Source organism: Aminobacter carboxidus (genome assembly GCF_014863355.1).
Lineage (GTDB): Bacteria > Pseudomonadota > Alphaproteobacteria > Rhizobiales > Rhizobiaceae > Aminobacter > Aminobacter carboxidus.
On the sequence record NZ_JACZEP010000002.1, the window covers coordinates 601163 to 627333 of the forward strand.

At 63.4% G+C, this 26171-nt stretch carries 26 protein-coding genes; 13 read left to right on the forward strand and 13 right to left on the reverse strand.

The window, feature by feature from the left end; genetic code table 11:
* Both IHE39_RS10565 and IHE39_RS10570 read right to left on the reverse strand, forming a co-directional pair.
* On the reverse strand, window positions 1–783 hold the full coding sequence (locus IHE39_RS10565) for a 3-hydroxybutyrate dehydrogenase (RefSeq protein ID WP_184767992.1): 783 nt from the start codon (window positions 781–783) through the stop codon (window positions 1–3).
* A gap of 119 nt (window positions 784–902) precedes the next feature.
* The gene (locus IHE39_RS10570) at window positions 903–1496 is read right to left on the reverse strand and encodes a hypothetical protein (protein WP_184767991.1); all 594 of its coding nucleotides are present in this window, start codon (window positions 1494–1496) and stop codon (window positions 903–905) included.
* Window positions 1497–1683: 187 nt separating this feature from the next.
* Between IHE39_RS10570 and ispG the strand changes: the two genes are divergently transcribed.
* On the forward strand, window positions 1684–2937 hold the full coding sequence (gene ispG / locus IHE39_RS10575) for a flavodoxin-dependent (E)-4-hydroxy-3-methylbut-2-enyl-diphosphate synthase (protein ID WP_192566421.1): 1254 nt from the start codon (window positions 1684–1686) through the stop codon (window positions 2935–2937).
* A 2-nt stretch (window positions 2938–2939) separates the two neighbouring features.
* A complete protein-coding gene (locus tag IHE39_RS10580) occupies window positions 2940–3794 on the forward strand; it encodes a lytic transglycosylase domain-containing protein (RefSeq protein WP_192566422.1) in 855 nt (284 codons plus the stop codon).
* A 12-nt stretch (window positions 3795–3806) separates the two neighbouring features.
* On the opposite strand, the gene IHE39_RS10585 is transcribed toward IHE39_RS10580, so the two are convergent.
* The 4 genes from IHE39_RS10585 to IHE39_RS10600 form a co-directional block, all read right to left on the reverse strand.
* The gene (locus IHE39_RS10585) at window positions 3807–4280 is read right to left on the reverse strand and encodes a PTS sugar transporter subunit IIA (protein WP_184767988.1); all 474 of its coding nucleotides are present in this window, start codon (window positions 4278–4280) and stop codon (window positions 3807–3809) included.
* A gap of 2 nt (window positions 4281–4282) precedes the next feature.
* Window positions 4283–4468, reverse strand: coding sequence for a hypothetical protein (locus IHE39_RS10590; RefSeq protein WP_192566423.1), 186 nt, complete (start codon window positions 4466–4468; stop codon window positions 4283–4285).
* A 158-nt stretch (window positions 4469–4626) separates the two neighbouring features.
* On the reverse strand, window positions 4627–6960 hold the full coding sequence (locus IHE39_RS10595; protein WP_192566424.1) for a response regulator: 2334 nt from the start codon (window positions 6958–6960) through the stop codon (window positions 4627–4629).
* Window positions 6961–7079: 119 nt separating this feature from the next.
* Window positions 7080–7976: a polyprenyl synthetase family protein gene (locus IHE39_RS10600; protein ID WP_434781297.1), complete on the reverse strand. Its 897-nt coding sequence runs from the start codon at window positions 7974–7976 to the stop codon at window positions 7080–7082.
* Between the two features lie 149 nt (window positions 7977–8125).
* On the opposite strand from IHE39_RS10600, the gene mtgA reads away from it, so the two are divergent.
* The 3 genes from mtgA (at window position 8126) to IHE39_RS10615 (ending at window position 9759) form a co-directional block, all read left to right on the forward strand.
* The gene (gene mtgA / locus IHE39_RS10605) at window positions 8126–8836 is read left to right on the forward strand and encodes a monofunctional biosynthetic peptidoglycan transglycosylase (RefSeq protein WP_184768580.1); all 711 of its coding nucleotides are present in this window, start codon (window positions 8126–8128) and stop codon (window positions 8834–8836) included.
* Between the two features lie 154 nt (window positions 8837–8990).
* A complete protein-coding gene (gene rpmF, locus IHE39_RS10610) occupies window positions 8991–9173 on the forward strand; it encodes a 50S ribosomal protein L32 (protein WP_008834724.1) in 183 nt (60 codons plus the stop codon).
* 172 nt (window positions 9174–9345) lie between these two features.
* Window positions 9346–9759 carry a hypothetical protein gene (locus tag IHE39_RS10615; protein ID WP_184767984.1) on the forward strand — a complete coding sequence of 138 codons (414 nt, stop codon included), beginning with the start codon at window positions 9346–9348 and terminating at the stop codon, window positions 9757–9759.
* Between the two features lie 31 nt (window positions 9760–9790).
* On the opposite strand, the gene IHE39_RS10620 is transcribed toward IHE39_RS10615, so the two are convergent.
* Window positions 9791–10219, reverse strand: a complete 429-nt coding sequence (locus IHE39_RS10620; RefSeq protein ID WP_184767983.1) for a GlcG/HbpS family heme-binding protein — start codon at window positions 10217–10219, stop codon at window positions 9791–9793.
* Between the two features lie 253 nt (window positions 10220–10472).
* Window positions 10473–11078, reverse strand: a complete 606-nt coding sequence (phaR, locus tag IHE39_RS10625) for a polyhydroxyalkanoate synthesis repressor PhaR (RefSeq protein ID WP_192566425.1) — start codon at window positions 11076–11078, stop codon at window positions 10473–10475.
* Between the two features lie 296 nt (window positions 11079–11374).
* Here phaR and IHE39_RS10630 point away from each other — a divergent pair, with 296 nt between their 5' ends.
* Both IHE39_RS10630 and IHE39_RS10635 read left to right on the forward strand, forming a co-directional pair.
* Window positions 11375–12559 carry an acetyl-CoA C-acetyltransferase gene (locus tag IHE39_RS10630; protein ID WP_184767981.1) on the forward strand — a complete coding sequence of 395 codons (1185 nt, stop codon included), beginning with the start codon at window positions 11375–11377 and terminating at the stop codon, window positions 12557–12559.
* Between the two features lie 198 nt (window positions 12560–12757).
* On the forward strand, window positions 12758–13480 hold the full coding sequence (locus tag IHE39_RS10635; protein ID WP_184767980.1) for a beta-ketoacyl-ACP reductase: 723 nt from the start codon (window positions 12758–12760) through the stop codon (window positions 13478–13480).
* A gap of 75 nt (window positions 13481–13555) precedes the next feature.
* Here the strand turns inward: IHE39_RS10635 and aqpZ are convergent, their stop codons facing one another.
* A complete protein-coding gene (gene aqpZ / locus IHE39_RS10640; protein ID WP_192566426.1) occupies window positions 13556–14245 on the reverse strand; it encodes an aquaporin Z in 690 nt (229 codons plus the stop codon).
* A gap of 742 nt (window positions 14246–14987) precedes the next feature.
* On the opposite strand from aqpZ, the gene IHE39_RS10645 reads away from it, so the two are divergent.
* The 5 genes from IHE39_RS10645 to IHE39_RS10665 all read left to right on the forward strand — a co-directional run bounded on the left by IHE39_RS10645 (window position 14988) and on the right by IHE39_RS10665 (window position 20983).
* Entirely contained in the window at window positions 14988–18302 is a 3315-nt protein-coding gene (locus IHE39_RS10645) for a helicase-related protein (RefSeq protein ID WP_192566427.1), read from the forward strand.
* 5 nt (window positions 18303–18307) lie between these two features.
* Window positions 18308–18691: an RNA-binding S4 domain-containing protein gene (locus IHE39_RS10650; RefSeq protein ID WP_192566428.1), complete on the forward strand. Its 384-nt coding sequence runs from the start codon at window positions 18308–18310 to the stop codon at window positions 18689–18691.
* A gap of 148 nt (window positions 18692–18839) precedes the next feature.
* A complete protein-coding gene (fdxA, locus tag IHE39_RS10655; RefSeq protein WP_192566429.1) occupies window positions 18840–19178 on the forward strand; it encodes a ferredoxin FdxA in 339 nt (112 codons plus the stop codon).
* A 358-nt stretch (window positions 19179–19536) separates the two neighbouring features.
* On the forward strand, window positions 19537–20121 hold the full coding sequence (locus IHE39_RS10660; RefSeq protein WP_115730409.1) for a CarD family transcriptional regulator: 585 nt from the start codon (window positions 19537–19539) through the stop codon (window positions 20119–20121).
* A gap of 304 nt (window positions 20122–20425) precedes the next feature.
* The gene (locus tag IHE39_RS10665; protein ID WP_192566430.1) at window positions 20426–20983 is read left to right on the forward strand and encodes a cysteine hydrolase family protein; all 558 of its coding nucleotides are present in this window, start codon (window positions 20426–20428) and stop codon (window positions 20981–20983) included.
* Window positions 20984–21008: 25 nt separating this feature from the next.
* Here the strand turns inward: IHE39_RS10665 and IHE39_RS10670 are convergent, their stop codons facing one another.
* The 3 genes from IHE39_RS10670 to IHE39_RS10680 all read right to left on the reverse strand — a co-directional run bounded on the left by IHE39_RS10670 (window position 21009) and on the right by IHE39_RS10680 (window position 23425).
* A complete protein-coding gene (locus IHE39_RS10670) occupies window positions 21009–21782 on the reverse strand; it encodes an amino acid ABC transporter ATP-binding protein (RefSeq protein WP_192566431.1) in 774 nt (257 codons plus the stop codon).
* The gene (locus IHE39_RS10675; protein WP_184767974.1) at window positions 21779–22459 is read right to left on the reverse strand and encodes an amino acid ABC transporter permease; all 681 of its coding nucleotides are present in this window, start codon (window positions 22457–22459) and stop codon (window positions 21779–21781) included. The genes IHE39_RS10670 and IHE39_RS10675 overlap by 4 nt, the downstream gene beginning before the upstream one ends.
* A 192-nt stretch (window positions 22460–22651) precedes the next feature.
* Entirely contained in the window at window positions 22652–23425 is a 774-nt protein-coding gene (locus IHE39_RS10680) for an amino acid ABC transporter substrate-binding protein (RefSeq protein ID WP_184767973.1), read from the reverse strand.
* Between the two features lie 267 nt (window positions 23426–23692).
* Between IHE39_RS10680 and IHE39_RS10685 the strand changes: the two genes are divergently transcribed.
* The gene (locus IHE39_RS10685) at window positions 23693–24562 is read left to right on the forward strand and encodes an RNA polymerase factor sigma-32 (protein ID WP_192566432.1); all 870 of its coding nucleotides are present in this window, start codon (window positions 23693–23695) and stop codon (window positions 24560–24562) included.
* A 1-nt stretch (window position 24563) separates the two neighbouring features.
* Here the strand turns inward: IHE39_RS10685 and IHE39_RS10690 are convergent, their stop codons facing one another.
* Window positions 24564–26015, reverse strand: a complete 1452-nt coding sequence (locus tag IHE39_RS10690) for a M48 family metalloprotease (RefSeq protein WP_434781302.1) — start codon at window positions 26013–26015, stop codon at window positions 24564–24566.
* Window positions 26016–26171 lie beyond the last annotated feature (156 nt).

Here is a 26171-nt window from a genome sequence, read left to right on the forward strand (position 1 = left end):
TCACTGGGCCGTCCAGCCACCATCCACCGAGATGTGCGTGCCGTTGATCTGGCTTGCTGCCGGGGAAGCGAGGAAGACCGCGGTCGCTGCGATCTGCTCGACGGTGACGAATTCCTTGGTCGGCTGGCGGTCGAGCATGACCTCGCGGATCACCGTCTCGCGGTCCATGTTATGCGCCTTCATCTGGTCGGGGATCTGTGCTTCGACCAGCGGGGTCAGCACATAGCCGGGGCAGATGGCGTTGCAGGTGATCTTTTCCTGCGCCAGCTCCAGCGCCACCGTCTTGGTCAGGCCCATGATGCCGTGCTTGGCCGAGACATAGGCCGACTTGTAGGCTGAGGCGACAAGGCCATGCGCCGAGGCGATGTTGATGATACGGCCGCCGCCGGCCTTCTTCATCAACGGGATTGCGGCCGCGGTGGTGTGAAACGCCGACGTCAGGTTGATGGCGATGATGGCGTCCCACTTCTCGATCGGAAAGTCCTCGACCGGGGCGACGTGCTGGATGCCGGCATTGTTGACGAGAATGTCGACGGAGCCGAACTGTTCGGCGGCCTTGGCGACCAGCGCCCGGCATTCCGCCGCCTTCGACATGTCCGCCTTGATGTAGACGACCTCGGCCTTGTGCTGCTTTGACAGCCGCTCGGCGATGGCATGGTCGGCCGGCGTATCGGAAAAGGAGTTGATGACGACGTTCATGCCGTCGTGGGCAAATGCCTCGGCGATGGCGAGGCCGATGCCGGAAGTCGAGCCGGTGACGATGGCGGTCCTGGTCGCGGTCATGCAGGAAAATCCTTCGGTAATCTATATGGTGCGATGCAACATATACGTGCTGTGCGGCGCAAAAGAAGCACCGCCGTCGCACAGTTTCGTGAAATTGTGGGGTGGGACCCGCGCTTTTTCTACCAGTCGTCGTAGGCCGGGCACTCTGATGCGGGGAGTTTCGACAGCAGGAAACGCTTGTCGTCGGCACCCGATGACAGCTCGATGCCGCCCTCTTCGCCCTCGCCGCAGTCCGATGTCATGCGCAGCCGGCCGAGCGCCTCGAGATCGAGCATGATCTTGCCGTCGCCGTTGCGTTTGACCATCACGCCGCCGCCGTCGCAATCGACGCCACAGAAGATCGACTTGCCGTCATCTCTCAGGCCGCATTCGCCCATCGCGCTGAACGGCTTCGGCTGTTTGTGGCCGCGCAGCCGGGCCAGGACCTCGAAATAGTAGTTGCGCTGCCCCTTGGGGAAAAACGCGTCCGGATCATGGATGTAATAAGCGAGGCGGAACTGCATCTCCGTCACCTGCTGCCTGGGGTGCGTCTTGAGATGCGCCTCATCGTAGACGCGGCCGAAGCAGGCACGGGCGCCGGCTTCGGGCGGGATCAGATTGGCGAGTTCGCCTTCCTTGCCGGGTTCGATTGCCTGGGCGCGGGCATCGGCGCAAACCAGCAGAACCGACAAGGCGACAAGCGGCAAGATGGGACTGCGGAGCGATGCTGCCATGAAATCCCCCATGGATATCAGGCCACATTACAGCATCGGGGACAGTTGTTCATCTCGCCGCTTGCAGCCAGGTTAACGGCTGGTCCTGTTCCGCCCTTGGCGGGCGCGACCACCTGCGATATTGACATCGCGCGCAGCGCGCGCCACCTCAGGCGCGGATACCTCGAGCTTTCAAGAAGGCCGTCCGATGACCGGCTATTTTTCGTCCCCATTTCCCCGCCGCAAGTCGGTCGGCGTCAGCGTCGGCGGCGTGATCGTTGGTGGCGAAGCACCTGTCGTCGTGCAGTCGATGACCAACACCGACACGGCCGACATCGACAAGACGGTCGCGCAGGTTGCCGCCCTGCATCGGGCCGGCTCGGAAATCGTGCGCATCACCGTCGACCGTGACGAGAGCGCTGCCGCCGTTCCGCATATCCGCGACCGCCTCGCCAGGCTCGGCATCCAGGTGCCGCTGGTCGGCGACTTCCATTACATCGGCCACAAGCTTCTGGCCGACCATCCTGCCTGCGCCGAGGCGCTTGCCAAGTACCGCATCAACCCGGGCAATGTCGGGTTCAAGGAAAAGAAGGACAAGCAGTTCGCAGACATCGTCGAGATGGCGATCCGCTACGACAAGCCGGTGCGCATCGGCGTCAATTGGGGTTCGCTCGACCAGGACCTGCTGACCAGGCTGATGGACGAGAACCAGGCGAACGGCTCGCCGCTCACTGCCAGCCAGGTGATGCACGAGGCCATCGTGCAGTCGGCGCTGATTTCGGCTGATCTCGCCGAAGAGATCGGCCTGCCGCGCGAAAACATCATCCTGTCGGCCAAGGTCAGCGGCGTCCAGGACCTGATCGCCGTCTACACCATGCTTGCCGCCCGCTCCAACCACGCGCTGCATCTCGGCCTGACCGAAGCCGGCATGGGCTCGAAGGGCATCGTTGCGTCGTCGGCCGCGATGGGCATCCTTTTGCAGCAAGGCATCGGCGACACGATCCGTATCTCGCTGACGCCTGAGCCCAATGGCGACCGCACCAAGGAAGTCCAGGTGTCGCAGGAACTGCTGCAGACGATGGGCTTCCGCCAGTTCGTGCCGATCGTCGCGGCATGCCCGGGCTGCGGTCGCACCACCTCGACGGTGTTCCAGGAGCTGGCCCAGAACATCCAGGACGACCTGCGCAAGAACATGCCGGTGTGGCGTGAGAAGTATCCCGGCGTCGAAATGCTGAAGGTCGCGGTGATGGGCTGCATCGTCAACGGCCCGGGCGAATCCAAGCATGCCGACATCGGCATCTCCTTGCCGGGCACCGGCGAAACCCCGACTGCGCCGGTGTTCATCGACGGCAAGAAGGCCGCGACGCTGCGCGGGCCCGCCATCGCTGCCGATTTCGAAAAGATGGTCGCCGACTATATCGAGCAGCGTTTTGGCCGGGGCGGCCAGGCGGCAGCCGAATAGGGATGCGGAACCTGTCGAGGACAGCGCTGGCTTTCCTCGTTTCGCTGGCCGCATGCGCTCCGGTACTGGCCGACCCGCCGCGCTCGCCGAAAAAGGCCCATGCCGCGCACGTCTGTGAGCTCATCGACACGCATGCCCGGCGCCACGGCCTGCCAAGCGAGTTCTTCGCCCGGCTGATCTGGAAAGAAAGCCGCTTCGATCCGAACGCCGTGAGCCCGGCGGGGGCGGAAGGCATTGCCCAGTTCATGCCGGGGACCGCTGCGATGCGCGGCCTCGCCAATCCGTTCGACATGGAGCAGGCGATCCCGGCTTCGGCGCGCTATCTCGGCGAACTCAAGTCCGGCTTCGGCAATCTCGGCCTGGCCGCCGCTGCCTACAATGCCGGCGAAAACCGCGTTGCGCGCTGGCTATCATCAGGCGGCTTCCTGCCGCTCGAAACCGAGGACTATGTGCTCGACATCATGGGCGAGCCGGCCGACAACTTCGCCGACAAGGCTTACGCCGGAACCAACCGGCCACTCGATCCGAAGATGTCTTTCTCGGTGGCCTGCCAGAACCTCAGGGTCATCATGTCCCAGACCATCGCCATGGCGAGCGTGCATGTGAAGCCATGGGGCATCCAGGTCGCCGGCAACTTCCGCCGCTCGGCGGCGATCAGGCAATGGCAGCGGCTCGAAGGGCGGTTTTTGAAGTTGCTTTCGGCGCATGAACCCGTCGTCAGCCGGGTGCGCACGCCGATTGGCCGGCGCGGCATCTATGCCGTGCGCATCGGTGCCGACGATCGCAGCGAAGCCGGCCGGATCTGCCAGAGCCTGCGCAGCATCGGCGGCGCCTGCATCGTGGTCAGGAACCGTTGACGGCCGATTTGTTCAGGCTGCCGCTGAACTCTTGAGTGGCGGTTGGTCTGTCAGCAGGCGATGTGCCGTCGTAGCATCGGCAGCCTTGCGCAGACGCATCACCACTTCGACGTCGCGCAGCCGCCGGGCGATTTTCGCCAGCACGTTGAGATGTTCCTGCGGCGAAGCCTCCGGCAACAACAACAACACGACAAGATCGACATCGCGGTCATCGATGGCCTCGAACGGGCAGGGAGCAGCGAGGCGTGCAAATGCGCCATACGGCCTCCGTAGCCCTGGTATCCTGGCATGAGGGATCGCCACACCCTGGCCAAGCCCGGTCGAGCCGAGCCTTTCCCGGGCTGCAAGCACCGAGCTGATCTCGGCGGCGGGACAGCCGGTACGCAACGCTGCCTGGGCCGCAAGCGCTTTGAGCAGCCGCGTCTTGCTCTCCGGCCGGAGGTCGAGGACCACGTCCTCGACCGAAATCACGTCCGAGATCTCCATCGTCAGCTTGAAAGCATCGTGGCCAGCGCCAGCCCGCCCAACAGCACGCCGGCCACGAAAAACAGGCGGGTAAACATGAAGGGTTCGGTCTGGCCCTTGACCGGCCTGCCGTCATTGGCGGGCTCGCGGTGCGTGGGCTCAACGGTCCGTGCGCTGACGAACCGATCCGGTATCTGGGTGCGAAGCATCTTTTACTTCCTTGTTGTTCGCGCCGGAGCGGCGAGATCGCCGTCGTCCGGTCGCGTCAGGAAGGTAAAAGCCACCGCATCAGGATTCGAGAGAGGCGGACACCCCAAGATATAAAGAAGTCATAGCCATGCAGTCATTGGTAGAACTGGGGTCGCGCCTATGCCGACTGGGCGAGCTCCGCGCTTTCGCTCAGCCACGTCCCGATCTTGGCGCCGAGCTTGTCGGGCGATACCGGCTTGGGCAGGTAGTCGTCCATGCCGGCGTCGATGCACTTCTCGCGGTCGCCTTTCAGCGCATGCGCGGTCACGCCGATGATCGGCGTGCGGCCGCCATTGGCCGCCTCTTCGATGCGGATGGCGCGCGTTGCCTCGTAGCCGTTCATCTCCGGCATCGAAACGTCCATCAGGATCAGCTTCGGCTTGAAAGTGCGGTACATCTCCACCGCCGTGCGGCCATTGCCGGCGATGCGATGGCTGAGGCCGAGGCCGGACAGGATCTGGCCGAAGACGAGTTGGTTGACCTCGTTGTCCTCGGCCACCAGGACGTCGAGCCCTGCGCTTTGCAGTGCTGCCGGTTCCGGCTGGACGAGCGGTGCGGGCGCTGGGCCGCGAATGACGGTGAAGGCCGGAGGCGGTGCGTGGCGGACAGGTTCGCGCACGAATTCGGTGCGGCCGGCCTGCGAACGAGCCTTTTGCACCGTGGCGATCACGGTGCCGAGCAGTACGGCCGAGCGAGCGGGCTTGGTCAGGTGCGCGGCAATGCCGAAATCGAGCACCATGCGGGAGAAATCGATCTGGTCGACGGAGGTCAGGAGCACCACCGGGATCGACGAGATGCGGCTGTCGGCGGCGATTGACTTGGCGACGTCGGCACCGTTCATACCAGGCATCTGGTAGTCGAGGATGACGCAGTCGACGCTGGCGCCCAACTGGGCGGCACGGTCGAGGAAGGCGAGGCCGATGGCGCCGCTTTCGGCCGCGGCGCAATCGAAGCCCCAGCTTTTCAGCTGTTCGAGCAGGATTTCGCGGTTGACCGGATTGTCGTCGATGACCAGCACGCGCGCGCCGGTGACGTCGACCGGCACGACGTTGTTGGTCTGCTGCGCTTCATAGACAGGCAGCACGGCGGTGAACCAGAATACCGAACCCTTGCCGAGCTCGCTTTCGACGCCGATCCGGCCACCCATCAGGTCGACAAGGCGCGCAGCGATGGCCAACCCGAGGCCGGTGCCTTCGTGGCGACGCGTCGAGCTGCCGTCGACCTGGGCGAATTTCTCGAACACGCTCTGCAGCTTGTCGGCCGGGATGCCGATGCCGGTGTCCTCGACACGGATGTTCAGCGTCACGGTCCCATCGATGGCTTTGCCCGTGACATCGACAAGCACATGACCCCGCTCGGTGAACTTGACCGCATTGCCCAGCATGTTGGTGATGATCTGGCGGAAGCGGCCGACATCGCCTGTCAGGTGGGTCGGCAGGCGTGGGTCGACGCGGACGATGAGCTCGAGGTTCTTTTCGGCGACGCGCGCCGAGATCAGGGTCGCGACATCCTCGACCGCCTCGCCGAGATGGAACGGGGCGGGGTCGAGTGTCAGCTGGCCAGCGTTGATCTTGGAGAAGTCGAGCACGTCGTTGATGATCGTCAAAAGGGCATTGCCCGATTTCACGATGACTTCGGTGAAGGTCTTCTGGCGCGGCGTCAGGTCTGTTCGCGCCAGAAGCTCGGCCATGCCGAGCACGCCGTTCATCGGCGTGCGGATCTCGTGGCTCATATTGGCGAGGAATTCCGATTTGGCGCGATCGGCAGCCTCAGCTTTCGACAGCGACTCGGCAGTTTCGGCGAAGGCACGCCGGATGGCATTCTCCATCGGCTTGAATACCCAGACAGCGACACCGCCGATGACCAGGACGAGCAATGCCGCTGCGGTCGTCAGCAGCCCGTCGCTGCGGGTCTCTGCGTAACGGCGCTCGTTCTCCATGGCGGCGGTGGCGCGCAGCAGCATCGGCTGGGCAAACAGGTCGTTCTGGTTGCGGATTTCGCGATAGCTCCACTCGTCGGAATTCTGGGCGCTGGCGAGCGCGCCGAGATTGCGGGCGATGTCACGGGCCGACCAGAACAGATCGCCGTTGATCGCGGCGCTGTCGAGCTCGCGCACGGACTTGTCCGACAGGTGTGGGCGTATCGCGTCGATGGTGCTGGCCAGGTGGTTGATGCGGACGTCGAGCCGGACGGCATGGTTGTGCGCGGCAGCGGCGAGCGCCTGCTGCGTTTCGGGCCGCCAGGCGGCGTTCGTCGTCTCGGCGAAACTGCTGGCGTTGCGCAGTTCGCGTGCAAACAGCTGAAGCTCCGAGGCAATGGCATCGACATCGCGGCGATATGTATTGCCCTGACTGAAGGCCAACATCACGGCGATGGAAGTCAGTGCGAAGATCAGGAGCCCCGAAAGGTATCTGATCCGTATCGAACGGATGAAGGACGAGTGCTCCGGCATGCGCAACCCCAAACACATACGCACAAATTTACAGAGCCGGAATAGACACCATTAACATTAAGAGTTTCTGACCCGCACAACTTGTCCGGGAGATTGTTGCTTGTCAGATGAAGTAAAGGTCAGTTGTTGCGCTCGGCAATGAAACTTGCGGCAGCCTTGAGCATGACTGCACGCTCGCCGAAGGGTTCCAGCAAGTCGTGCGCCTGGTTGACCAGGCCAACGAGCTGGGAGCGGGCCCAGTTGGGGCCGTGCAGCGAAACAAGCGTCGCTTTGCCGGCGGCAGCATCCTTGCCGGTCGCCTTGCCCATCGTCTCGGCGTCGGCGGTGAGATCGAGCAGGTCGTCGGCAAGCTGGAAGGCAAGGCCGATCGCCGAGCCGAATTCGGCCAGCCTTTCGCGTTCGTCGGCCGATGCGCCGGCGACGATGGCGCCGGCCTCGCAGGCGAAGCGGATCAAAGCGCCTGTCTTCATTGCCTGCAAACGGATGATGCCGGCTTCGTCGGGCTTGTTGCGCTCGGCGTCGAGGTCGAGGGCCTGGCCGCCGACCATGCCGCCGGGGCCGGCCGCGCGGGCGAGCGCCAGCACAAGGGCTGAGCGGCGATCTGCCGGCAGCGGCGTCGCTTCATCGGCGATGATGTCGAAGGCAAAGGTCAGCAGGCCGTCGCCGGCGAGGATCGCGGTCGCCTCGTCGAAGGCCTTGTGCACCGTTGGCTGGCCGCGGCGCAGGTCGTCGTCGTCCATCGCCGGCAGATCGTCATGGATCAGCGAATAGCAATGCACGCATTCGAGTGCTGTGGCGACGCGCAGCGCCGCCTCGCCATCGGCGTCGAATAGGGCCGCACTCTCCAGCACGAGGAACGGCCTGAGCCGCTTGCCGCCGTTGAGCACGCCGTGGCGCATGGCAGCCATCAGGTGCCCGGGGCGGGCAATCTCGCCGGGCAGGGCGCGTTGGTCCAGCAACTGCCGCAACTGCGCATCGACAGCTTCCGCGCGCATGCGCAGGATGGTTTCGAACATGATATCGCTATCGATCGTCATGGCGGCGAGCGGTAGCCGACAGTCAGACGTTGCGCAAGAAGCCAAGCGCCTTTATGCCAAAAGGCTGACAAGGCAGGGCGGACGGGTTGTCGGAACCGATCATAGAGCCGGAAACCGAAAGGCTGGACATGGCAGCAGCGCGACGCGGGATTTTCTCGCGCGGAAGCCTGCGCCGCTGGGTGCGGCTCGGTGCGCTGGTCGCCGCCATCATGATCGCGCTGCCGGTCGTGCTGACCATGCTTTATCTGCCTCCCGTCGTGCGCCCGATCTCGACGCTGATGATCAAGGATCTGGTCACGCTCCAGGGCTATGACCGCCAATGGGTGCCGCTCGACGACATCGCGCCCGTCATGGCGCATTCCGTCATCATGTCCGAGGACGGCCAGTTCTGCTTCCATAAGGGCATCGACCTCGGCGAACTGCGCGGCGTCATCAACGACGCGCTTGAAGGCGAGGCGACCCGCGGCGCCTCGACGATCCCGATGCAGACGGTCAAGAACCTCTATCTGTGGAATGGCCGCTCTTTCCTGCGCAAGGTGGTCGAGCTGCCGCTGGCGATCTATTTCGATGCCCTGATGCCGAAACGGCGGATCATGGAGATCTATCTCAACATCGCCGAGTGGGGCCCCAACATCTATGGCGTCGAGGCGGCGTCTCAGCATTATTTCGGCAAGCCGGCGAGCCAGCTTTCGCGGCGCCAGGCAGCGCTTCTGGCGGTGACCTTGCCCAATCCCGCGGCGCGCAATCCGGCCAAGCCGGGGCCTGGTCTCAAGCGGCTCGCATCGGTCATCGAGCGCCGTGCCGGCAAGGCTGGCGCCTATGTGCAGTGCCTGGATTAGATTGGCGCCCACAGGACCGAAAAAAGAGTCGCTTCGGGCTGGTCAAGCCTGCTTTCGCCGTGTATAGGCTCGCCAACTTTCTCAGTTTCCGGCCCATGCGCGGCCCTTTCACGAGGGCGGACAGGGTCATTTGACCGATTGGTGGAGTATATCCATGGCTGTTCCAAAACGAAAAACCTCCCCGTCCAAGCGCGGCATGCGCCGCTCGGCCGACGCGCTGAAGGCCCCGACCTATGTCGAGGACAAGAATTCCGGCGAAATGCGCCGTCCGCACCACATCGACCTGAAGACCGGCATGTACCGCGGTCGCCAGGTTCTGACGCCCAAGGAAAGCTAAGCAGCTTTTCCCAGGGGAAAGCCAGGCGGCTTTAGCCCAAGCGAGCGTATCGGGAAAGGACCGGCTAGTAGGCCGGTCCTTTCTTTTTGCGTGTCTGCATGGTGCTGAATTCTCTTGACGCCCGGGCGGCAGGGGATTCTAGAAGATGCCGGCGCAACACGGAGACCGGTCCATGCTCGCGGGCATTCCCCTTCTGATCATCCCCTTCATCCTGTTCAACATGGGGCTTGCCGGCCTGTTCGGCAGCGGCGTGAACGGCGACCCGTGGTCGGGCGAGATTTTGTCGCTCAACATGATGTCGGGCGGCGTCTTCACGTTGACGCTCGGCAATCTGCTGGTCGTCGTCGGTTTGCTTTTGCTGTTCGTCGAGATCGTGAAGTCGACGCGCACCAGCAACGCATCCGTGGTCGACCATCTGCTGTCGACCTTTGTCTTCGTCGCGTTCCTGGTCGAATTCCTTTTGGTGCGCGGAGCCGCGCACCCGGTGTTCTTCACCTTGATGGTGATCGCATTGCTCGACGTTCTGGCCGGCTTCTCGGTTTCTCTGCGCTCCGCCAGCCGCGACGTCACCTTCGGCCGCGAGTAGGAGCGCGTCCTCACGGGGACGCGCTCGCCGATCAGACCTTGGCGACGAAGCCGGCCGATTCGATGCCGGCCATCGCTGCCAGCTCGTCATTGTCCGACGTATCGCCCGAAATGCCGACCGCGCCGAGCACGTCGCCATTCTTGTTGCGGATCAGCACGCCGCCCGGTACCGGCACGATCTTGCCGCCAGATACCGCCGAAAGCCCCTGGAAGAAGTGCGGCCGCTCGACAGCGGCAACGCCGAGCGCCCGCGAGCTCGAGCCCACGGCGAGTGCGCCATAGGCCTTGCCCGATGCCACTTCGGCGCGAATAAAGGGCGATCCGTCCTGGCGCTGGAAGGCAAGCAGGTGGCCGCCCGCGTCAAGCACGGCGACGCCCAGCGGCTTGAACTTCTGCTCGGCGCCGAGTGCAAAGGCGGTGTCGATGATGGCGTTGGCCTTGGCCAGCGTCAGTTCGGTCATGGTCATTCCTCCTGATGATATTGATGGCCGTCTAGCAAACACGCTCCGGACGCCGGGCAAAACCCTGCATCCGGTTGAAACTGCCTTACCTGAATGGGTGGGAGAGGTGTGAACTGATCCAGCACCCCTGGACACTGAAGCTTCGCTTCACCCCAGGATTGGAGAGGTCCTCCGGCCCTTCGCATGGCTCAGGGCGTTCGACGCTCGGAAAGCCAAGCAATTGGCTTTCCGTCGGCCTTTGGCCGACCGCGTCTCACCCCATAGAATCGATCTTGCGCTGCATCGCGGCAAGCTGGTCCTTGAGCTCCTTGAGCTCGTCCGGCTTTTCGGGTGCTTCCTTCCGCGCGGGCTCGGCAGGCGTTGCGGCACCTGTGCCAGGCATCGGGAAGGGGGTGAACATGCGCATCGCGTTCTGGAACAGCTCCATGTTGCGGCGCGTCTGCTCTTCCAGCGCCTTGATCGGCGCGGCGCCCTTCATCATGTCGATCGGCGCTTTGCCGAAGGTCGACTTCATCTGCTCGCGGAAGCGCTCATGCTCCTTGGAGAAGGCCAGCATCGACTGTTCGAGGAAGCTCGGCACGACCATCTGCATCTGGTCGCCATAATAGGAGATCAGCTGCCTGAGGAAGGGGATCGGCAGCATGTTCTGGCCGTCCTTGTTCTCCAGTTCGAAGATGATCTGGGTCAGCACCGGATGGGTGATGTCCTCGCCGGTCTTGGCGTCCTGCACGGTAAACTCTTCGCCCTTCTTGACCATTTCGGCCAGGTCCTCGAGCGTGACGTAAGTACTCGTGCCGGTGTTGTAGAGTCGGCGGTTGGCGTATTTCTTGATTACGATTGGCGTGTCTTTCGCGGCCATCAGCATCCTCCCCCGGAAGACCGGAATGCCATGTAAGCAGCCGGTAACATTTCGCCGGTCATGAGGATAAGCGCAAAGCAATCGCAAATCCAAGTGGTTTGTGCACTGCAAGAAGGCAAGGCCGGCCAACGCCGGCAAAAAAAAATGCTGCGCAGCATTGCTGCAGTGCGGCCGCAGCATCGGCAATCCCGCTATTTTCCGGTTTGACTCGGGTCCTGGAACGGGCAAGAAAAGTCATGAGCGCCAATGTCCTCGACGCGCAACAACCATTCGTCAAACGAAGTCTGGAGAGAAACATGTCCGCCTCGTCCTCCATCGTCGTCGCCAGCGCCGCCCGAACGCCGGTCGGCTCGTTCAACGGCGCCTTCGCCAACACGCCGGCGCACGAGCTCGGCGCTGTTGCAGTCCGGGAGGCGCTGGCACGCGCCGGCGTCGATCCCAAGGAAGTCGACGAAGTCATCCTCGGCCAGATCCTTGCCGCCGGCGCCGGCCAGAACCCGGCCCGCCAGGCAGCCATGGCAGCGGGCGTGCCGCAGGAAGCAACCGCCTGGGGCCTCAACCAGCTGTGCGGCTCGGGCCTGCGCACCATTGCCATCGGCATGCAGCAGATTGCCACGGGCGATGCCAAGATCATCGTTGCCGGCGGCCAGGAATCGATGTCGATGGCGCCGCACTGCCAGCATTTGCGCGGCGGCGTGAAGATGGGCGACTTCAAGATGATCGACACGATGATCAAGGACGGCCTGACCGACGCCTTCTACGGCTACCACATGGGCAACACCGCCGAGAACGTCGCCCGCCAGTGGCAGCTGACCCGCGACGAGCAGGACCAGTTCGCGGTCGCCTCGCAGAACAAGGCCGAGGCCGCGCAGAAGGCCGGCCGTTTCGCCGACGAGATCGTGCCATTCACCATCAAGGGCAAGAAGGGCGACACCATCGTCGACCAGGACGAATACATCCGCCATGGCGCGACGCTCGATTCGCTTGCCAAGCTGCGCCCTGCCTTCGACAAGGAAGGCACAGTCACCGCCGGCAACGCGTCGGGCATCAATGACGGCGCTGCCGCCGTCGTCCTGATGAGCGAGGCCGAAGCCGTGCGCCGCGGCCTGACCCCGCTGGTCCGCATCGTTTCGTGGGCGACCGCGGGCGTTGATCCGCAGATCATGGGCACCGGCCCGATCCCGGCTTCTCGCAGGGCGCTCGAAAAAGCCGGCTGGTCGGTCGGCGACCTCGATCTCGTCGAGGCCAACGAGGCTTTCGCCGCGCAGGCCTGCGCGGTCAACAAGGACATGGGCTGGGATCCGGCGATCGTCAACGTCAATGGCGGTGCCATTGCCATCGGCCATCCGGTCGGCGCATCGGGCGCCCGCGTCTTCAACACGCTGGTCTACGAGATGCGGCGACGCAGTGCCAAAAAGGGTCTCGCGACCCTGTGCATCGGCGGCGGCATGGGCGTCGCGATGTGTGTCGAGGCGATGTAAATCGAAAAGCAAGAGGGCGGCCAATGTGCCGCCCTTTTTGTCTCTAGCGCATAACCCCGAAAATCGGGGTCGATTTTCGGAAAGGATCATGCGCCAATTCAAAATGTCACAGCGTCCTTTGCGCGTCCAACTGGACTCGTGGCGCTGTAAAACCCTGTCCAAAGGGCAATCCATCAAGCAGCAGAAAAGGGGAAACGCATGAGCAAAGTTGCACTGGTTACCGGAGGAACGCGCGGCATCGGTGCTGCTATTTCGATCGCCCTGAAGGAGGCCGGCTACTCGGTTGCCGCCAATTATGCCGGCAACGACGAAGCTGCGCAGAAGTTCAAGGCTGAGACGGGCATCCCGGTCTACAAGTGGTCGGTTGCCGACTATGACGCTTGCGAGGCCGGCATCAAACAGGTCGAGGCCGACCTTGGCCCTGTCTCGGTGCTGGTCAACAATGCCGGCATCACGCGCGATTCGATGTTTCACAAGATGACGCGCGAGCAGTGGAAGGAAGTCATCGACACCAATCTGAATGGTGCCTTCAACATGACCCATCCGCTGTGGAGCGGCATGCGCGACCGCAAGTTCGGCCGCATCGTCACCATATCCTCGATCAACGGCCAGAAGGGCCAGGCCGGCCAGGCCAACTACTCGGCCTCCAAGGCCGGCGACATCGGCTTTACCAAGGCGCTGGCCCAGGAAGGCGCGCGCGCGGGCATCACCGTCAACGTCATCTGCCCGGGCTACATCGCCACCGAAATGGTGATGGCGGTTCCCGAGAAGGTGCGTGAATCGATCATCGCCCAGATTCCGGTCGGCCGTCTCGGCGAACCCGAGGAGATCGCGCGCTGCGTGGTGTTCCTGGCGTCCGAACAGTCGGGCTTCATCACCGGCGCGACGCTGAGCGCCAATGGCGGGCAGTATTTCGTCTGACACGGTTACTTGCAGACCCGAAACAAGAAAAAACGGCGCCGCAAGGCGCCGTTTTCGCGTCTGGCCGGTGAGGGCTCAGTCCTTTTCGAACATCGCCTTGTGGACGATGCCGGCGATTGCCGCGCCCACGATCGGGGCAACCCAGAACAGCCAGAGCTGCTGCAGGGCCATGCCGCCGACAAACAGTGCCGGGCCGGTCGAACGGGCCGGGTTGACCGAGGTGTTGGTCACCGGGATCGAGATCAGGTGGATCAGCGTTAGGGCCAGGCCGATGGCAATCGGCGCGAAGCCGGCCGGGACACGTCCATGGGTCGAGCCGAGGATGATCATCAGGAACATGAAGGTCAAAACGACTTCGATGATCAGCGCCGAGGTCAGGCCGTATTTGCCCGGCGAAGCGTCGCCATAGCCGTTGGTGGCAAAGCCGCCGATGCCGGCGAAGTCAGCCTTGCCGCTGACGATGAGGTAGAGCACCGTTGAGGCGACGATCGCACCGACCACCTGGGCAATGACATAAGGCACCAGGTCCTTGGCCTCGAAGCGCCCGGCCATCATCAGGCCGACCGAGACCGCCGGGTTGAAATGGCCGCCTGATATGCCGCCGACGGCATAGGCCATGGTCAGGACAGTCAGGCCGAACGCCAATGCAACGCCGGCAAAGCCGATACCGAGTTCGGGAAACGCGGCAGCAAGCACGGCACTGCCGCAACCGCCGAAGACGAGCCAGAAAGTGCCGAGGAATTCGGCGAATAGACGTTTGGTCATGATCTTCCCTCCAGATGACGTGCGCCTGCGTGGTGCGCCGCATTTTCCGAAGGCCCCGCCTAGGCAACCTCCGCCGCGCAGACTCAACGTGCGGATGGAGCCACGGCTCGACGCCGCATTCAACGGGTGTGGTTCCCTTAACGTAATGCAATCACAGATATTTTGCGCTCAAGACGTATGTGCCGCTATGGCACGCATAGGTTAACGCGCCGGCGGGCAAGTTGTGGACAAGCCTGTGACTCCTCGGTGGATAATCGGTGGACGACTGGGCCGAGACACAACATCTAGCGGTGAACAAATCAGGAAACTTGTCCTATCAGTGATTCGTCGCCTGTTCGTTCCGCATTTGGTTCAAATCTTAACAAGGTGCCGGCCGCCGACGGTTCCCGCGTTAACCCGGCGATAGGAAACATCAACAAAATCATTATTTTGCGTCGAGACTGCAGGGCAGTTCCCGCACTTGGCCGGCAAAGGTTAACAGCGGAGCCTGAAAGCATGAAACGGGCCACTTTAGCGAATCTGCATGTGGTGCGGCTTGCCAGCTCAAAATCTATATGTTGGGGTGAACAAAACCTGAATCTGCCGGAGTCAGTGATTCGTCGCTGATTCGTTCCAGACTCGTTCCAATTCTTAAATCTGGAACATTCTGCTTTCGCTTCGGCCTACAAATCCCTATGTGTCCAGTCGTCGCGACAGGCGGCGCAACGCCGGGTGGACCCGGCGCCGAGGGCGGTTCCGTAGAATGAATGTCCACTCCAAGCAGAACGACCCACTGATCCTGTCAGGCCGCGATGTAACAGCGGTTCTGGGTCCGACCAATACGGGCAAGACCCACCTCGCAATCGAGCGCATGGTCGCGCACGAAAGCGGCATCATCGGCCTGCCGCTCAGGCTGCTTGCACGCGAGGTCTATGGCCGGCTGTGCGAGAAGGTCGGTGCCCACAAGGTCGCGCTGGTCACCGGCGAGGAGAAAATCCTGCCGGCGGGCGCGAAATACTCGGTCTGCACCGTCGAGGCGATGCCGCGCCAGACCGACGCGGCATTCGTTGCCATCGACGAGGTTCAGCTCGCTGGCGATCTCGAGCGCGGCCATATCTTCACCGACCGCATCCTGCATTTGCGCGGCAGGCAAGAAACGCTGCTGCTTGGTGCCGCCACAATGCACGGCATCCTGCAGAGGCTCCTGAAGGGTGTATCAGTGGTCACCCGGCCGCGCCTGTCGCATCTCGCTTATGCCGGTTCCAAGAAACTGACGCGGCTGCCGCGCCGCTCGGCCATCGTCGCCTTCTCGGCCGACGAGGTCTATGGCATCGCCGAATTGATCCGCCGTCAGCAGGGTGGTGCCGCCGTCGTGCTTGGCGCGCTCAGCCCGCGTACCCGCAACGCCCAGGTCGAGCTCTACCAGTCCGGCGACGTCGACTACCTGATTGCCACCGACGCCATCGGCATGGGCCTCAATCTCGATGTCGACCATGTCGCCTTCGCCCAGAACCGCAAGTTCGACGGCTACCAGTATCGCCAGCTGACCGCAGCCGAGCTCGGCCAGATCGCCGGCCGTGCCGGGCGCCATCTGCGCGACGGCACCTTCGGTGTCACTGGCCAGGTCGATCCGTTCGACGAGGAACTGATCGAGAAGATCGAAGGCCACGATTTCGAGCCGGTGAAGGTGCTGCAGTGGCGCACCGCTCAGTTCGATTTCGCCAGCCTCGACACGCTCAAGCGCTCGATCGACACGGTGGCACCTGTCGAGGGCCTGACGCGCGCGCTGCCGGCGGTCGACGCCCAGGCGCTCGAGCATCTTTCGCGTGACGAAAACATCCGTACGCTTGCCACCGGCCGCGAGCGCGTCGCCCTGTTGTGGGAGACCTGCGCGCTGCCCGACTACCGCAGGATCGCGCCGGCCCAGCATGCCGACCTCATCGCCTCGATGTATGACGACCTCGCCCGCAACGGCCATGTCGACGAAAACTACATGGCCGAGCAGGTGCGCCGCGCCGATTCCACCGAAGGCGACATCGACACGCTTTCGCACCGGATCGCACAGATCCGGACCTGGACTTTTGTCTCAAACCGCCCTGGCTGGCTTGCCGATCCGGCACACTGGCAAGAAAAAACGCGAAACATCGAAGACAGATTGTCTGATGCACTGCATGAGCGGTTGACGAAACGCTTTGTAGACCGCAGGACTTCCGTCCTCATGCGCCGCCTTAGAGAAAACACTATGCTTGAAGCCGAAATAAGCCCGTCCGGAACTGTCCTCGTCGAGGGTCATCACGTCGGCGAACTGCAGGGGTTCCGTTTCACCGCCGACCAGAGCGCTGGTGGAGAAGACGCCAAGGCCGTGCGCACGGCAGCCCAGAAGGCGCTCGCCACCGAGTTCGATTCCCGCGCCGAGCGTTTCGCGGCGTCGCCCAATGGCGACATCGCGCTTGGCTCCGACGGCGTGCTGCGCTGGATCGGTGCGCCGATCGGAACGCTGGTCGAGGGCGAGGATGCGCTCAAGCCGCGCGTTGTCCTGCTCGCCGACGAGCAGCTGACTGGCCCGGCTCGCGACAAGGTCGCAGCACGCGCCGACCGCTTCGTCAATTTCCAGGTCGAGTCGCTGCTCAAGCCGCTTGTCGATCTCAAGGCCGCCGAACAGCTTTCCGGTATCGGCCGCGGCATCGCCTTCCAGCTGGTCGAGAATTTCGGCCTGATCAATCGCCGCGACATCGCTGAAGAGGTGAAGTCGCTGGATCAGGAAGGCCGCGCTGCCTTGCGCCGCCTCGGCGTGCGTTTCGGGGCCTACCATGTCTTCGTGCCGGCGCTGATCAAGCCGGCGCCAGCTGGTCTGGTGACGCTGCTGTGGGCGATCAAGAACGACGGCAAGGACAAGCCGGGTTTCGGCGACGTCGTCCATGCGCTCGCTGCCGGACGCACTTCGGTCGTCATCGACCCGACCTTCGACAAGACCTTCTACAAGCTCGCCGGCTTCCGCAATCTCGGCCGCCGCGCCGTGCGCGTCGACATCCTCGAGCGTCTCGCCGACCTGATCCGCCCGGCCCTTGCCTGGAAGCAGGGTGTGGGCGCGCGCCCCGATGGCGCCTATGATGGCAGCTCGTTCATCGTCACGCCGCAGATGATGTCGATCCTCGGCGCCACCGGCGACGACATGGAAGAGATCCTCAAGGGTCTTGGCTACCGTGCCGAGCCGAAGGCCGCTGCCGAGGTCAAGGATAAGCTCGAGGCGATCGACAACGCCGCTCGCGAGGCCGTGGCCAAGGCTGTTGCCGCAAAGGCTGCCGCCGCTGCTGAGGCTGCTGCATCCGCTGCGAGCGACGAGGCTGCCGACGTTTCTGCCGAACCCTTCGTCGAGACGGCTGAGGCCGCCGAACAGACTGCTCCCGACGCCGCCGAACAGGCACCCGAGACCGAAGCAGACGGGCAGGCAACTGAAACCGTCGCCGAGCAGATCGAGGCGGCTGCCGAACCAGTAGCCGAGGTCGCTGCGGAACCGGTCGCCGAGCTCGCTTCCGAGCCGGAAGTCGAGGCGGAAGCCGCCGCGGTCGTCGCCGATGCCCCGGTAGTCGCCGACTCCCCGGTTGCCGATGCCGCTCCGGTGGAAGCCGCCGTTGCAGACGCCACCGAAGCCGCGGAAGCGCCCAAGCCGATCCTGTTGTGGCGTCAGGGCCGTTTCGAACAGCGTCCGCGCCATCGCCAGGACAACCGCGCGCGTGGCGGCCAGCGCGATCAGCGTGCAGCTGGTGCTGCCGGCGCTCCCGCAGCTCGTCAGGGCGAGGGCAATCGCAATGGTGGCCGCGAAGGCGGCGAAGGCCGTGAAGGTGGGCGTCCGCGCTTCGATCGCAAGCCAGGCGGCAAGCCGCAGGGCGAGGGTGGGCGTCCCGAAAACCGTGGCCGTGGTGAACGTTCGCAGGGCGAAAGACCCGGTGGCGACCGCAGCGGCTTCAAGGGCAAGCCCGCCTTCCAGCCGAAGCCGCGCGAAGAGCGTCCGGTGCGTATCGATCCCGATTCGCCCTTTGCCAAGCTCGCCGCGCTGCGCGACCAGCTCAAGAAGTAAACGCCTTGGCCGGCGAGGGAAGACAGCGCATCGACAAGTGGCTGTTCTTCTCGCGCGCGGTCAAGTCGCGTTCGCTCGGCGCCAAGCTTGCGCAATCGGGCGGCGTCAGGTGCAACGGCCAGAAGCTCGGCCAGGCCTCCGACATCGTCAAGACAGGCGATGTGCTGACGATCACGCCCGACCGCCGTATCCTGGTCTATAAGGTTCTGCTCGCTGGCGAGCGGCGCGGGCCGGCTGAAGAAGCGCGCAAGCTCTACGACGACATCTCTCCGGCGCCGACGCCGAGGGACCAGGCGCCGCCTGATGCCAAACCGCCGCTGCGCGAGGCAGGCAGTGGCCGCCCGACCAAGAAGGAACGGCGCGCCACCGACAGGCTGCGCGACCAATGACGCAAAGGCTTTGGACCCGTTCCTGGCCAGTTGAGAATTGCGTTCCGCCAACAGGCTTCTGCGCGGAATGGCCGCCCTTGCAAGAGCTTCGCAAAGGGGATACCTCACCCGAAAGATACAAAATACGGGAAGTCCCGGAGCCTGCTTCATGACCTACGTCGTCACCGACAACTGCATCAAATGCAAATACATGGATTGCATCGAGGTTTGTCCGGTCGACTGCTTCTATGAAGGCGAGAACATGCTCGTCATTCACCCCGACGAGTGCATCGACTGCGGCGTCTGCGAACCGGAATGCCCGGCTGACGCGATCAAGCCCGACACTGAGTCTGGCCTCGACAAATGGCTGCAGATCAACACCGAATATGCCGAAAAATGGCCCAATATCACGGCCAAGAAGGAACCTCCTGCCGACGCCAAGGAATTTGACGGTGTCGAAGACAAGTTCGAGAAGTTCTTTTCGGCAGAGCCTGGCGAAGGCAATTGAGGGCTGCGCGCCTTAAAGGGCGCTAGATCGTTGGATTGAGTGCCGTTGTCGACTCTTGACGCGGCCGGATGTTCGCGTATGCAGCAAAATCTTGATTCTTCCGACTTTTTGTGTTAGAGCTAGCCCAACATGCCGATGACACAACGTCGATCTATGGCGCATAGCCTAACTCACTGAAAGGTGACAACCCTAATCCGGACCAGAGTAATCTGGGCCCGGCAGTCGCAATGTTTGCGGTTTGCTGGTCCAAGCTCTTCCGATTGGGGGTCGATTGTCGTGCGGCAGAAGGTCGCGTTTTGCGACTGTCCCGATCAACCGGCCTCGGCGGGCCGGTGTCACAAGAAGGAGTTCAGGGCGTATGGCAACTTCCATCCCGCAGAAGAAATCCGCAGCACGTCACGGTTTCAAGACCGGCGAGTATATTGTCTATCCGGCGCATGGTGTCGGTCAGATCGTATCGATCGACGAGCAGGAAGTGGCGGGACACAAGCTCGAACTGTTCGTAATCGATTTCCAGAAAGACAAGATGCGCCTCAAGGTGCCGGTCGCCAAGGCGACGTCCATCGGCATGCGCAAGCTTTCCGAGACCGACTATGTCGAGCGTGCATTGAAGGTCGTGCAGGGCCGCGCCCGCGTCAAGCGCACCATGTGGTCGCGCCGCGCGCAGGAATATGATGCAAAGATCAATTCCGGCGACCTGATCTCGATCGCCGAAGTCGTGCGCGACCTCTACCGCGCCGACAACCAGCCGGAGCAGTCCTACTCCGAGCGCCAGCTTTATGAAGCAGCGCTCGACCGCATGGCGCGCGAGCTGGCAGCGGTCAACCGTCTGTCGGAGACCGAGGCTGTCCGTCTCATCGAGACCAACCTCAACAAGGGTCCGAAGCGCGGCGCCAAGGCAGACAACGAAGAAGCCGATGCCGAGCAGGAAGAAGCTGCCTGATCAGGCTTTTCAGTTCCGTTATGAAAAACCCGGCCAATGGCCGGGTTTTTTGTTTGTTGAGTGAAGCGCCGTGCGTCGCAGTGGATGCGCAAGGAGTGCGTTGCGATAGCACTGCCTGAAAGGCGCCTGGTTTTGTTGGGCGTGGAGGTCTCCATGGATGAAATGCCATGCCGCGATCTCGCAACCGCGGTGACGGTCCAGGACACGGCCTCGCCATCTGGCGATTGTCTTGAATGCCGCTTCTGAGGCAACTGGTTTTGCTGTATCCGAGGCTCAGACATAGCCGCTTCGGGACAGACAGCAGATGAACAAAGCGCTTCTTATCATCGACGTGCAGAATGCGATCCTGAAGGGCAAGGGAACCCCGGAACGGCAGCTGCTGCTGGAGGCTGCGCTCGACGATACGACAGGCAGGTTGCGCGTCCTTCAAGACAAGGCACGTTCGGCCGGCGTGCCAGTCGTCGTCATCCAGCACGACGGGCCCGAAGGCCACCGGCTGGCGGTCGGGACCGAAGGCTGGGGAGTCCGGCCGGAGCTGGCACCGCAGGCCGGTGATGTTCTCGTTCGCAAGAAGAGCTCGGACTCGTTTCACGAGACGGATCTGGGCGCCCGCCTCGGCGAACTGGGTGTCTCGCACTTGGTCGTCGGCGGTTGCATGACCCAGTTTTGCGTCGACACCACAGTGCGTCGCGCCGTGTCGCTCGGCTACGATGTCACGCTCGTGGCCGACGGCCACACGACCGCCGACTCGGCACATCTTGCCCATGTCGACATCATCGCCCACCACAATGAAACGCTCGACGGTTTTGGTGCCGGCGATGCCGAGGTTGATGTCCGCCCGGCCGCCGAGATCTTTTTCTGACGCTTGTTTGGCGCGGGCGACAGACCTAACCCTCGCCACCTTTGCCGTGCTCGTGCTGATGCGTGATCGTGGCGATGAAGCGTTTGGTGCGCTCATGCTTCGGATTGCCGAACACCTCGCTTGCCGGACCTTTTTCGACAACCGACCCAGCTTCCAGGAACAGCACCTCATGGGCGATCTTGGAGGCCAGGCGCAGGTCGTGGGTGGCGATCACCATGGTCGTGCCCTCGCGCGCCAGCTGGCCGAGCACGTCGACAACCTCCTGCGCCAGTTCGGGGTCGAGTGCCGATGTCGGTTCGTCGCACAAAAGCACCTTTGGTGACGGCGCCAGGGCGCGTGCGATGGCGACGCGCTGCTGCTGCCCGCCCGACAGCGTTGCCGGCCAGGCATCGACCTTGTGCGACATGCCGACCTTGTCCAGCAGTGCCATCGCGCGTTCGCGCGCCTTGGCTTCCGGCCATTTCAGCACGGTCACCAGCCCTTCCATGACGTTTTCGACCGCCGTGCGATGCGGAAACAGCTGGAAGTTCTGGAACACCATGCCGGTCTGGCGCCGCAGCTGCTGGATCGCCTTGGTGGCGACCCGGTGGCCGGGGCGGAATTCGAGCGTGTCGTCGCCGATACGCACGGTGCCCGAGGTCGGGATCTCAAGCAGGTTGATGCAGCGCAGGAGCGTGCTCTTGCCGCCGCCGGAAGGGCCGACAAGCGCGGTGACGCTGCCTTCCCTGATCTCGACCGAAACGTCCTTGAGCACGACATTGTCGCCGAACTGCTTGACGATGTGGGACAGACCGATCATGTCCGCGCCTCCAGGAAGCCACCATAGCGGTTGAGCCGCTTCTCCAGCTTGACCTGCAGCGACGACAGCACCGAACTCATGGCGAGATAGAGTATGGCCGCCTCGACATAGAGGATCAGCGGCTCATAGGTCGTGGCGACGATGCGCTGTGCGGCCTGGAACATCTCCGGCACGGTTATGGCGGCGGCGAGCGAGGTGTCCTTGACCAGCGATATGAAGGTATTCGACAACGGCGGCACGGCGACGCGCGCTGCCTGCGGCAGGATCGTCCGGCGCATCGCCTGCGACCATGTCATGCCGATCGAATAGGCCGCTTCCCATTGCCCCTTGGCGACCGAGCTGATGGCGGCGCGGATGATCTCGGAGGAATAGGCCCCGACATTGAGGGTGAAGCCGATCAGCGCGGCGGGGAAGGCGTCGAGCACGATACCGACGCTGGGCAGGCCGTAAAAGATCAGAAACAGCTGCACCAGAAGCGGCGTGCCACGGATGATCCAGACGTAAAAGCGGACGATCGCCGACAGCCAGGCCGGTCCGAACAGGCGGGCAAGTGCCGCGCCCAGCCCGACCGTCAGGCCGAAGGCGAAGGAGAGCAGCGTCAGCGGTGCTGTGAAAATGAGTGCGGCCCACAGCAAGGGGCCGAGCGACTCCAGCATCAATTGCAGCCAATGTGGCAAGATGAATGCTCCCTTCCACAATAGAGCGCCGCGCGTCCCCTGGGGACGTGCAAAGGACGCTCTATCGGCATAAAACAACGAGCCCGGAAAATCGCAGATTTTCCGGGCAAGTTCATGGGAAAAAATGAGAGGTGGAAAATGACTGCCCCTCAGGCGGCCGCCACGTCGGGCGCCGCCGGAGGAGCAATGTCGTTACTGCGAGACGTCCGCGCCGAAATAGGCCTCGGAGATCTTCTTGTAGGTGCCGTCAGCCTTGATCTCGGCCAGCGCCTTGTTGATCGCCTCAACCAGCTCGGGCTCGCCCTTGCGCACGATGACGCCGGAGAAGTCGGCCTTGGCCTCTTCGGCAACGATCTTCACGTCGGCGTCGGGCTTGTGCTTCTTGAAGTCGAAGAACGACAGCGAGTCGTTGATTGTGGCGTCGGCGCGGCCGTTGAGCACCAGCTGGATCGACTGGTCGAAGCCGTCGGTGCCGACGAGTTCAGCACCGTTGGCCTCGGCGATCTTGCCGAAGTTGCTGGTCAGCGACTGGGCCGACTTCTTGCCCTTGAGATCGGCGAAGCCCTTGATGTCTTCGTTCTTGCCGCTGACGATCAGCACCGCCTTCGAAGCGATGTAGGGGTCGGAGAAGTCATACTTGGCCTTGCGCGCCTCGGTGATGCCGACCTGGTTGATGACGGCGTCATAGCGCTTTGCGTCGATGCCGGCGATCAGGCCGTCCCACTTGCCTTCGAGGAACTCTGCCTTGACGCCGAGGCGCTTGGCGATTTCCTTGCCGATCTCGACGTCGAAGCCGACCAGCGCGCCCGAGGCGTCGTGATAGGTGAAGGGCGCGTAGGTACCCTCGGTGCCGATCTTGAAGATGCCTGAGGCCTTGATCTCGTTGAGATTTTCACCGGCATGGCCGGCGGCGACTGCGGCGAGCTGGATCGTTGCGGCAACGGCCAGTGATTTAAACCACTTCATTTTGTGTGATCCCGATTCTGTGCCCGGCTTGCTGACCGGGAAAGTTGTGATTGGCGGCAATCTGTCAGAAGCCAGCCCCAAGCATAAGGAATGAAATTTCATTTATGGCGCAATACTGGAATGGAAATCTACAAGCCATGATGGCCGTCGCCCACTCCGGAACATTCGCCGACGCGGCGCGTTAATGGCCCTGCGGGGCCGCGCGAGATTGCGACGCGCGCCCGGCTGCTCTCAGGACCCGACTGTTCTCAGGACAAGGGGCGCAAGATGTATATGGATCGAGCAGGCCTGGCCGGCGAGCAGATGATGCTGAGGGCGGCGTCGCGCGCACCCTATCTCGAGCGTGGCGAGGAGCTCGAGCTGGCGATCCGCTGGAAAGAGCGGCACGATCAGGACGCGCTCAACCAGATCACCACCGCCCATATGCGCCTCGTCATCGCCATGGCGGTCAAGTTCAGGCGCTACGGCCTGCCGATGGGTGACCTCATCCAGGAAGGCCATGTCGGGCTGCTCGAAGCTGCAGCCCGTTTCGACCCCCAGCGCGAGGTCCGCTTCTCGACATATGCCACCTGGTGGATCCGCGCCTCGATGCAGGACTACATCCTGCGCAACTGGTCGATCGTCAGGGGCGGCACGAGTTCGGCGCAAAAGTCGCTGTTCTTCAACCTGCGCCGCATGCGTGCCCGGCTTGCCCAGGGCGGCGGCCCGCTCGGCGGCACCGCCGCTTATCAGCAGATTTCGGTCGCACTCGGCGTATCGGAAGCCGACGTCGCAATGATGGACATGCGCCTGTCCGTACCTGATACCTCGCTCAATGCGCCGCTCAGCGACGATGGCGATTCGGGCGAACGCATGGACCTGCTGGTGTCGGACGATCCCTTGCCGGACGAGCTTGTCGGCGAGGCGATCGACATCGAGCGGCGTTCGAGTTGGCTGCACAACGCCTTGGGCGTGCTCAATGCGCGCGAGCTGCAGATCATCGCAGAGCGCCGGTTGACCGAAGAGGGGGCGACGCTGGAAGAGCTAGGCACGTCGCTCGGCATCTCCAAGGAGCGGGTGCGCCAGATCGAGACGCGCGCCATGGAGAAGCTGAAGACCGCCCTGGTGCGGCAGAATTCGGCGTTCCAGCCGGTCTGAACTACCGGTCGGTGACGATCTTGACCTTGTCTCCGGCTGACACCGAAGCTCCGGGCGCCAGCGCGTTCAACACCCTGAACAGATCGAGCTTGCGATCAACGCCGACCATGCTGGCGGCGAGCGAACCCATGTTCTGGCCCGGCTGAACGGTGACGACGCGGATCCGCAGCGGCTTGAGCGCTGCCTTTTCCGCTGCCGTCATCACGCGGAAGCTTGAGCTGACCGAGCGCGCGATCGGTTCGAGCGTGGTGCTGGCGGTCGGTGCGGCCGTCAGCAAGCGGTAGACCTGCGCGCCGTTGCGGATCACCACGATGTCGAACTGCCAGCCCTCGGCGCTGGCGCGGGCGAAGGCGGCCTCGTTGCCGTTGATCGTTTCAGCGCGCACGCTCGACGGGTCGAGCCCTGCCACCCAGCCGCTCTTGACGTAGTCGGCCAAGGGCAGCTTGGCGTCGATGGCCACGCCGTCGAAGCGGATCGCGGTGTTGTCGGGGCCGGTCGCGGTGACGGCGGCTGCGGTGTTGTCGATAATGAAGCCCTGCGGCACGGCAAACGAGATGCCGAGCTTGGGGTGCATGAAGGTCGTGCCGCGGACATAACCTTCGTCGGGCGTGTCGCCGAACAGCAACCCGTCGATGCCGGCAAGGAAGGAATCGCGGTCGCGCTTGCCGATGCCGGGCGCACCGAACTGGCGGGCATGGCGCTGGGCGAGATCGATACGCTGCGGCGCATTGGGGTGGCTGGCCAGGAAGTCGAGGCTGGCGTCGGTGGCACCGCTGACCGCGCGCAGGTCGGAATAGGCGGCCATCGACTGCAGGAAGCGCCCGGCGGCAAACGGATCGTAGCCAGCCTGGCCGCTCATCTTGATGCCGATGCCGTCGGCCTCCAGTTCCTGGTTGCGCGAGAACTGGGCGAGCCGCAGCTTGCCGCGGATCAATGCTGCCTTGGCCGTCGGGCTTTCGCCGAGCACGTCGGTGACGACCTTGGTCGCCAGCACTTCCTCGGCTTCCTTCTGCTGGCGCTGGATGCCGTGGTTGGCGGTGACGTGGCCCATCTCGTGCGAGATGACGGCCGCCAGCTCGGCCGAATCATTGGCCAGCGCCAGGAGCCCGCGCGTCACGTAGAGATAGCCGCCCGGCAGCGCGAAGGCGTTGACGTTGGGCGAATTGAGAATGGTGATGCGGTAGGTCTGGTTCGGGTTGCTCGACACGGTGGTCAGGCTGCCGACCACCTTGGCGACCATGCGCTCCAGCTTGGGATCGGAGTATTCGCCGCCATAGGTCGCCAGGATACGCGGATGCTGGGCCTTGGCGATTTCGGCGAGCTTGTCGTTGCGGGTGACGTTGTCGACGGTCACCGGATTGTTGGACGGTTGGAACCCGGACTCGCGGACATCGGAGGGGTTGAGCACCTGGCAACCGGCGACAAGCGCCGACAGCGCCACGGCGACCAGCAGTCGCGCATAGCGGGGCGTTCTCGTCTCGATCACAGTCTCGCGGCAGGTGGGCAGAGCTCGCGTCCTTTCAATTTCCTCAGGCGGCCAGTTCCTCGGGTGGCAGGCAAAGCAGCAGCAGGCCCGACCAAACGGACGTAGCCACACTCAGCTTGCCGA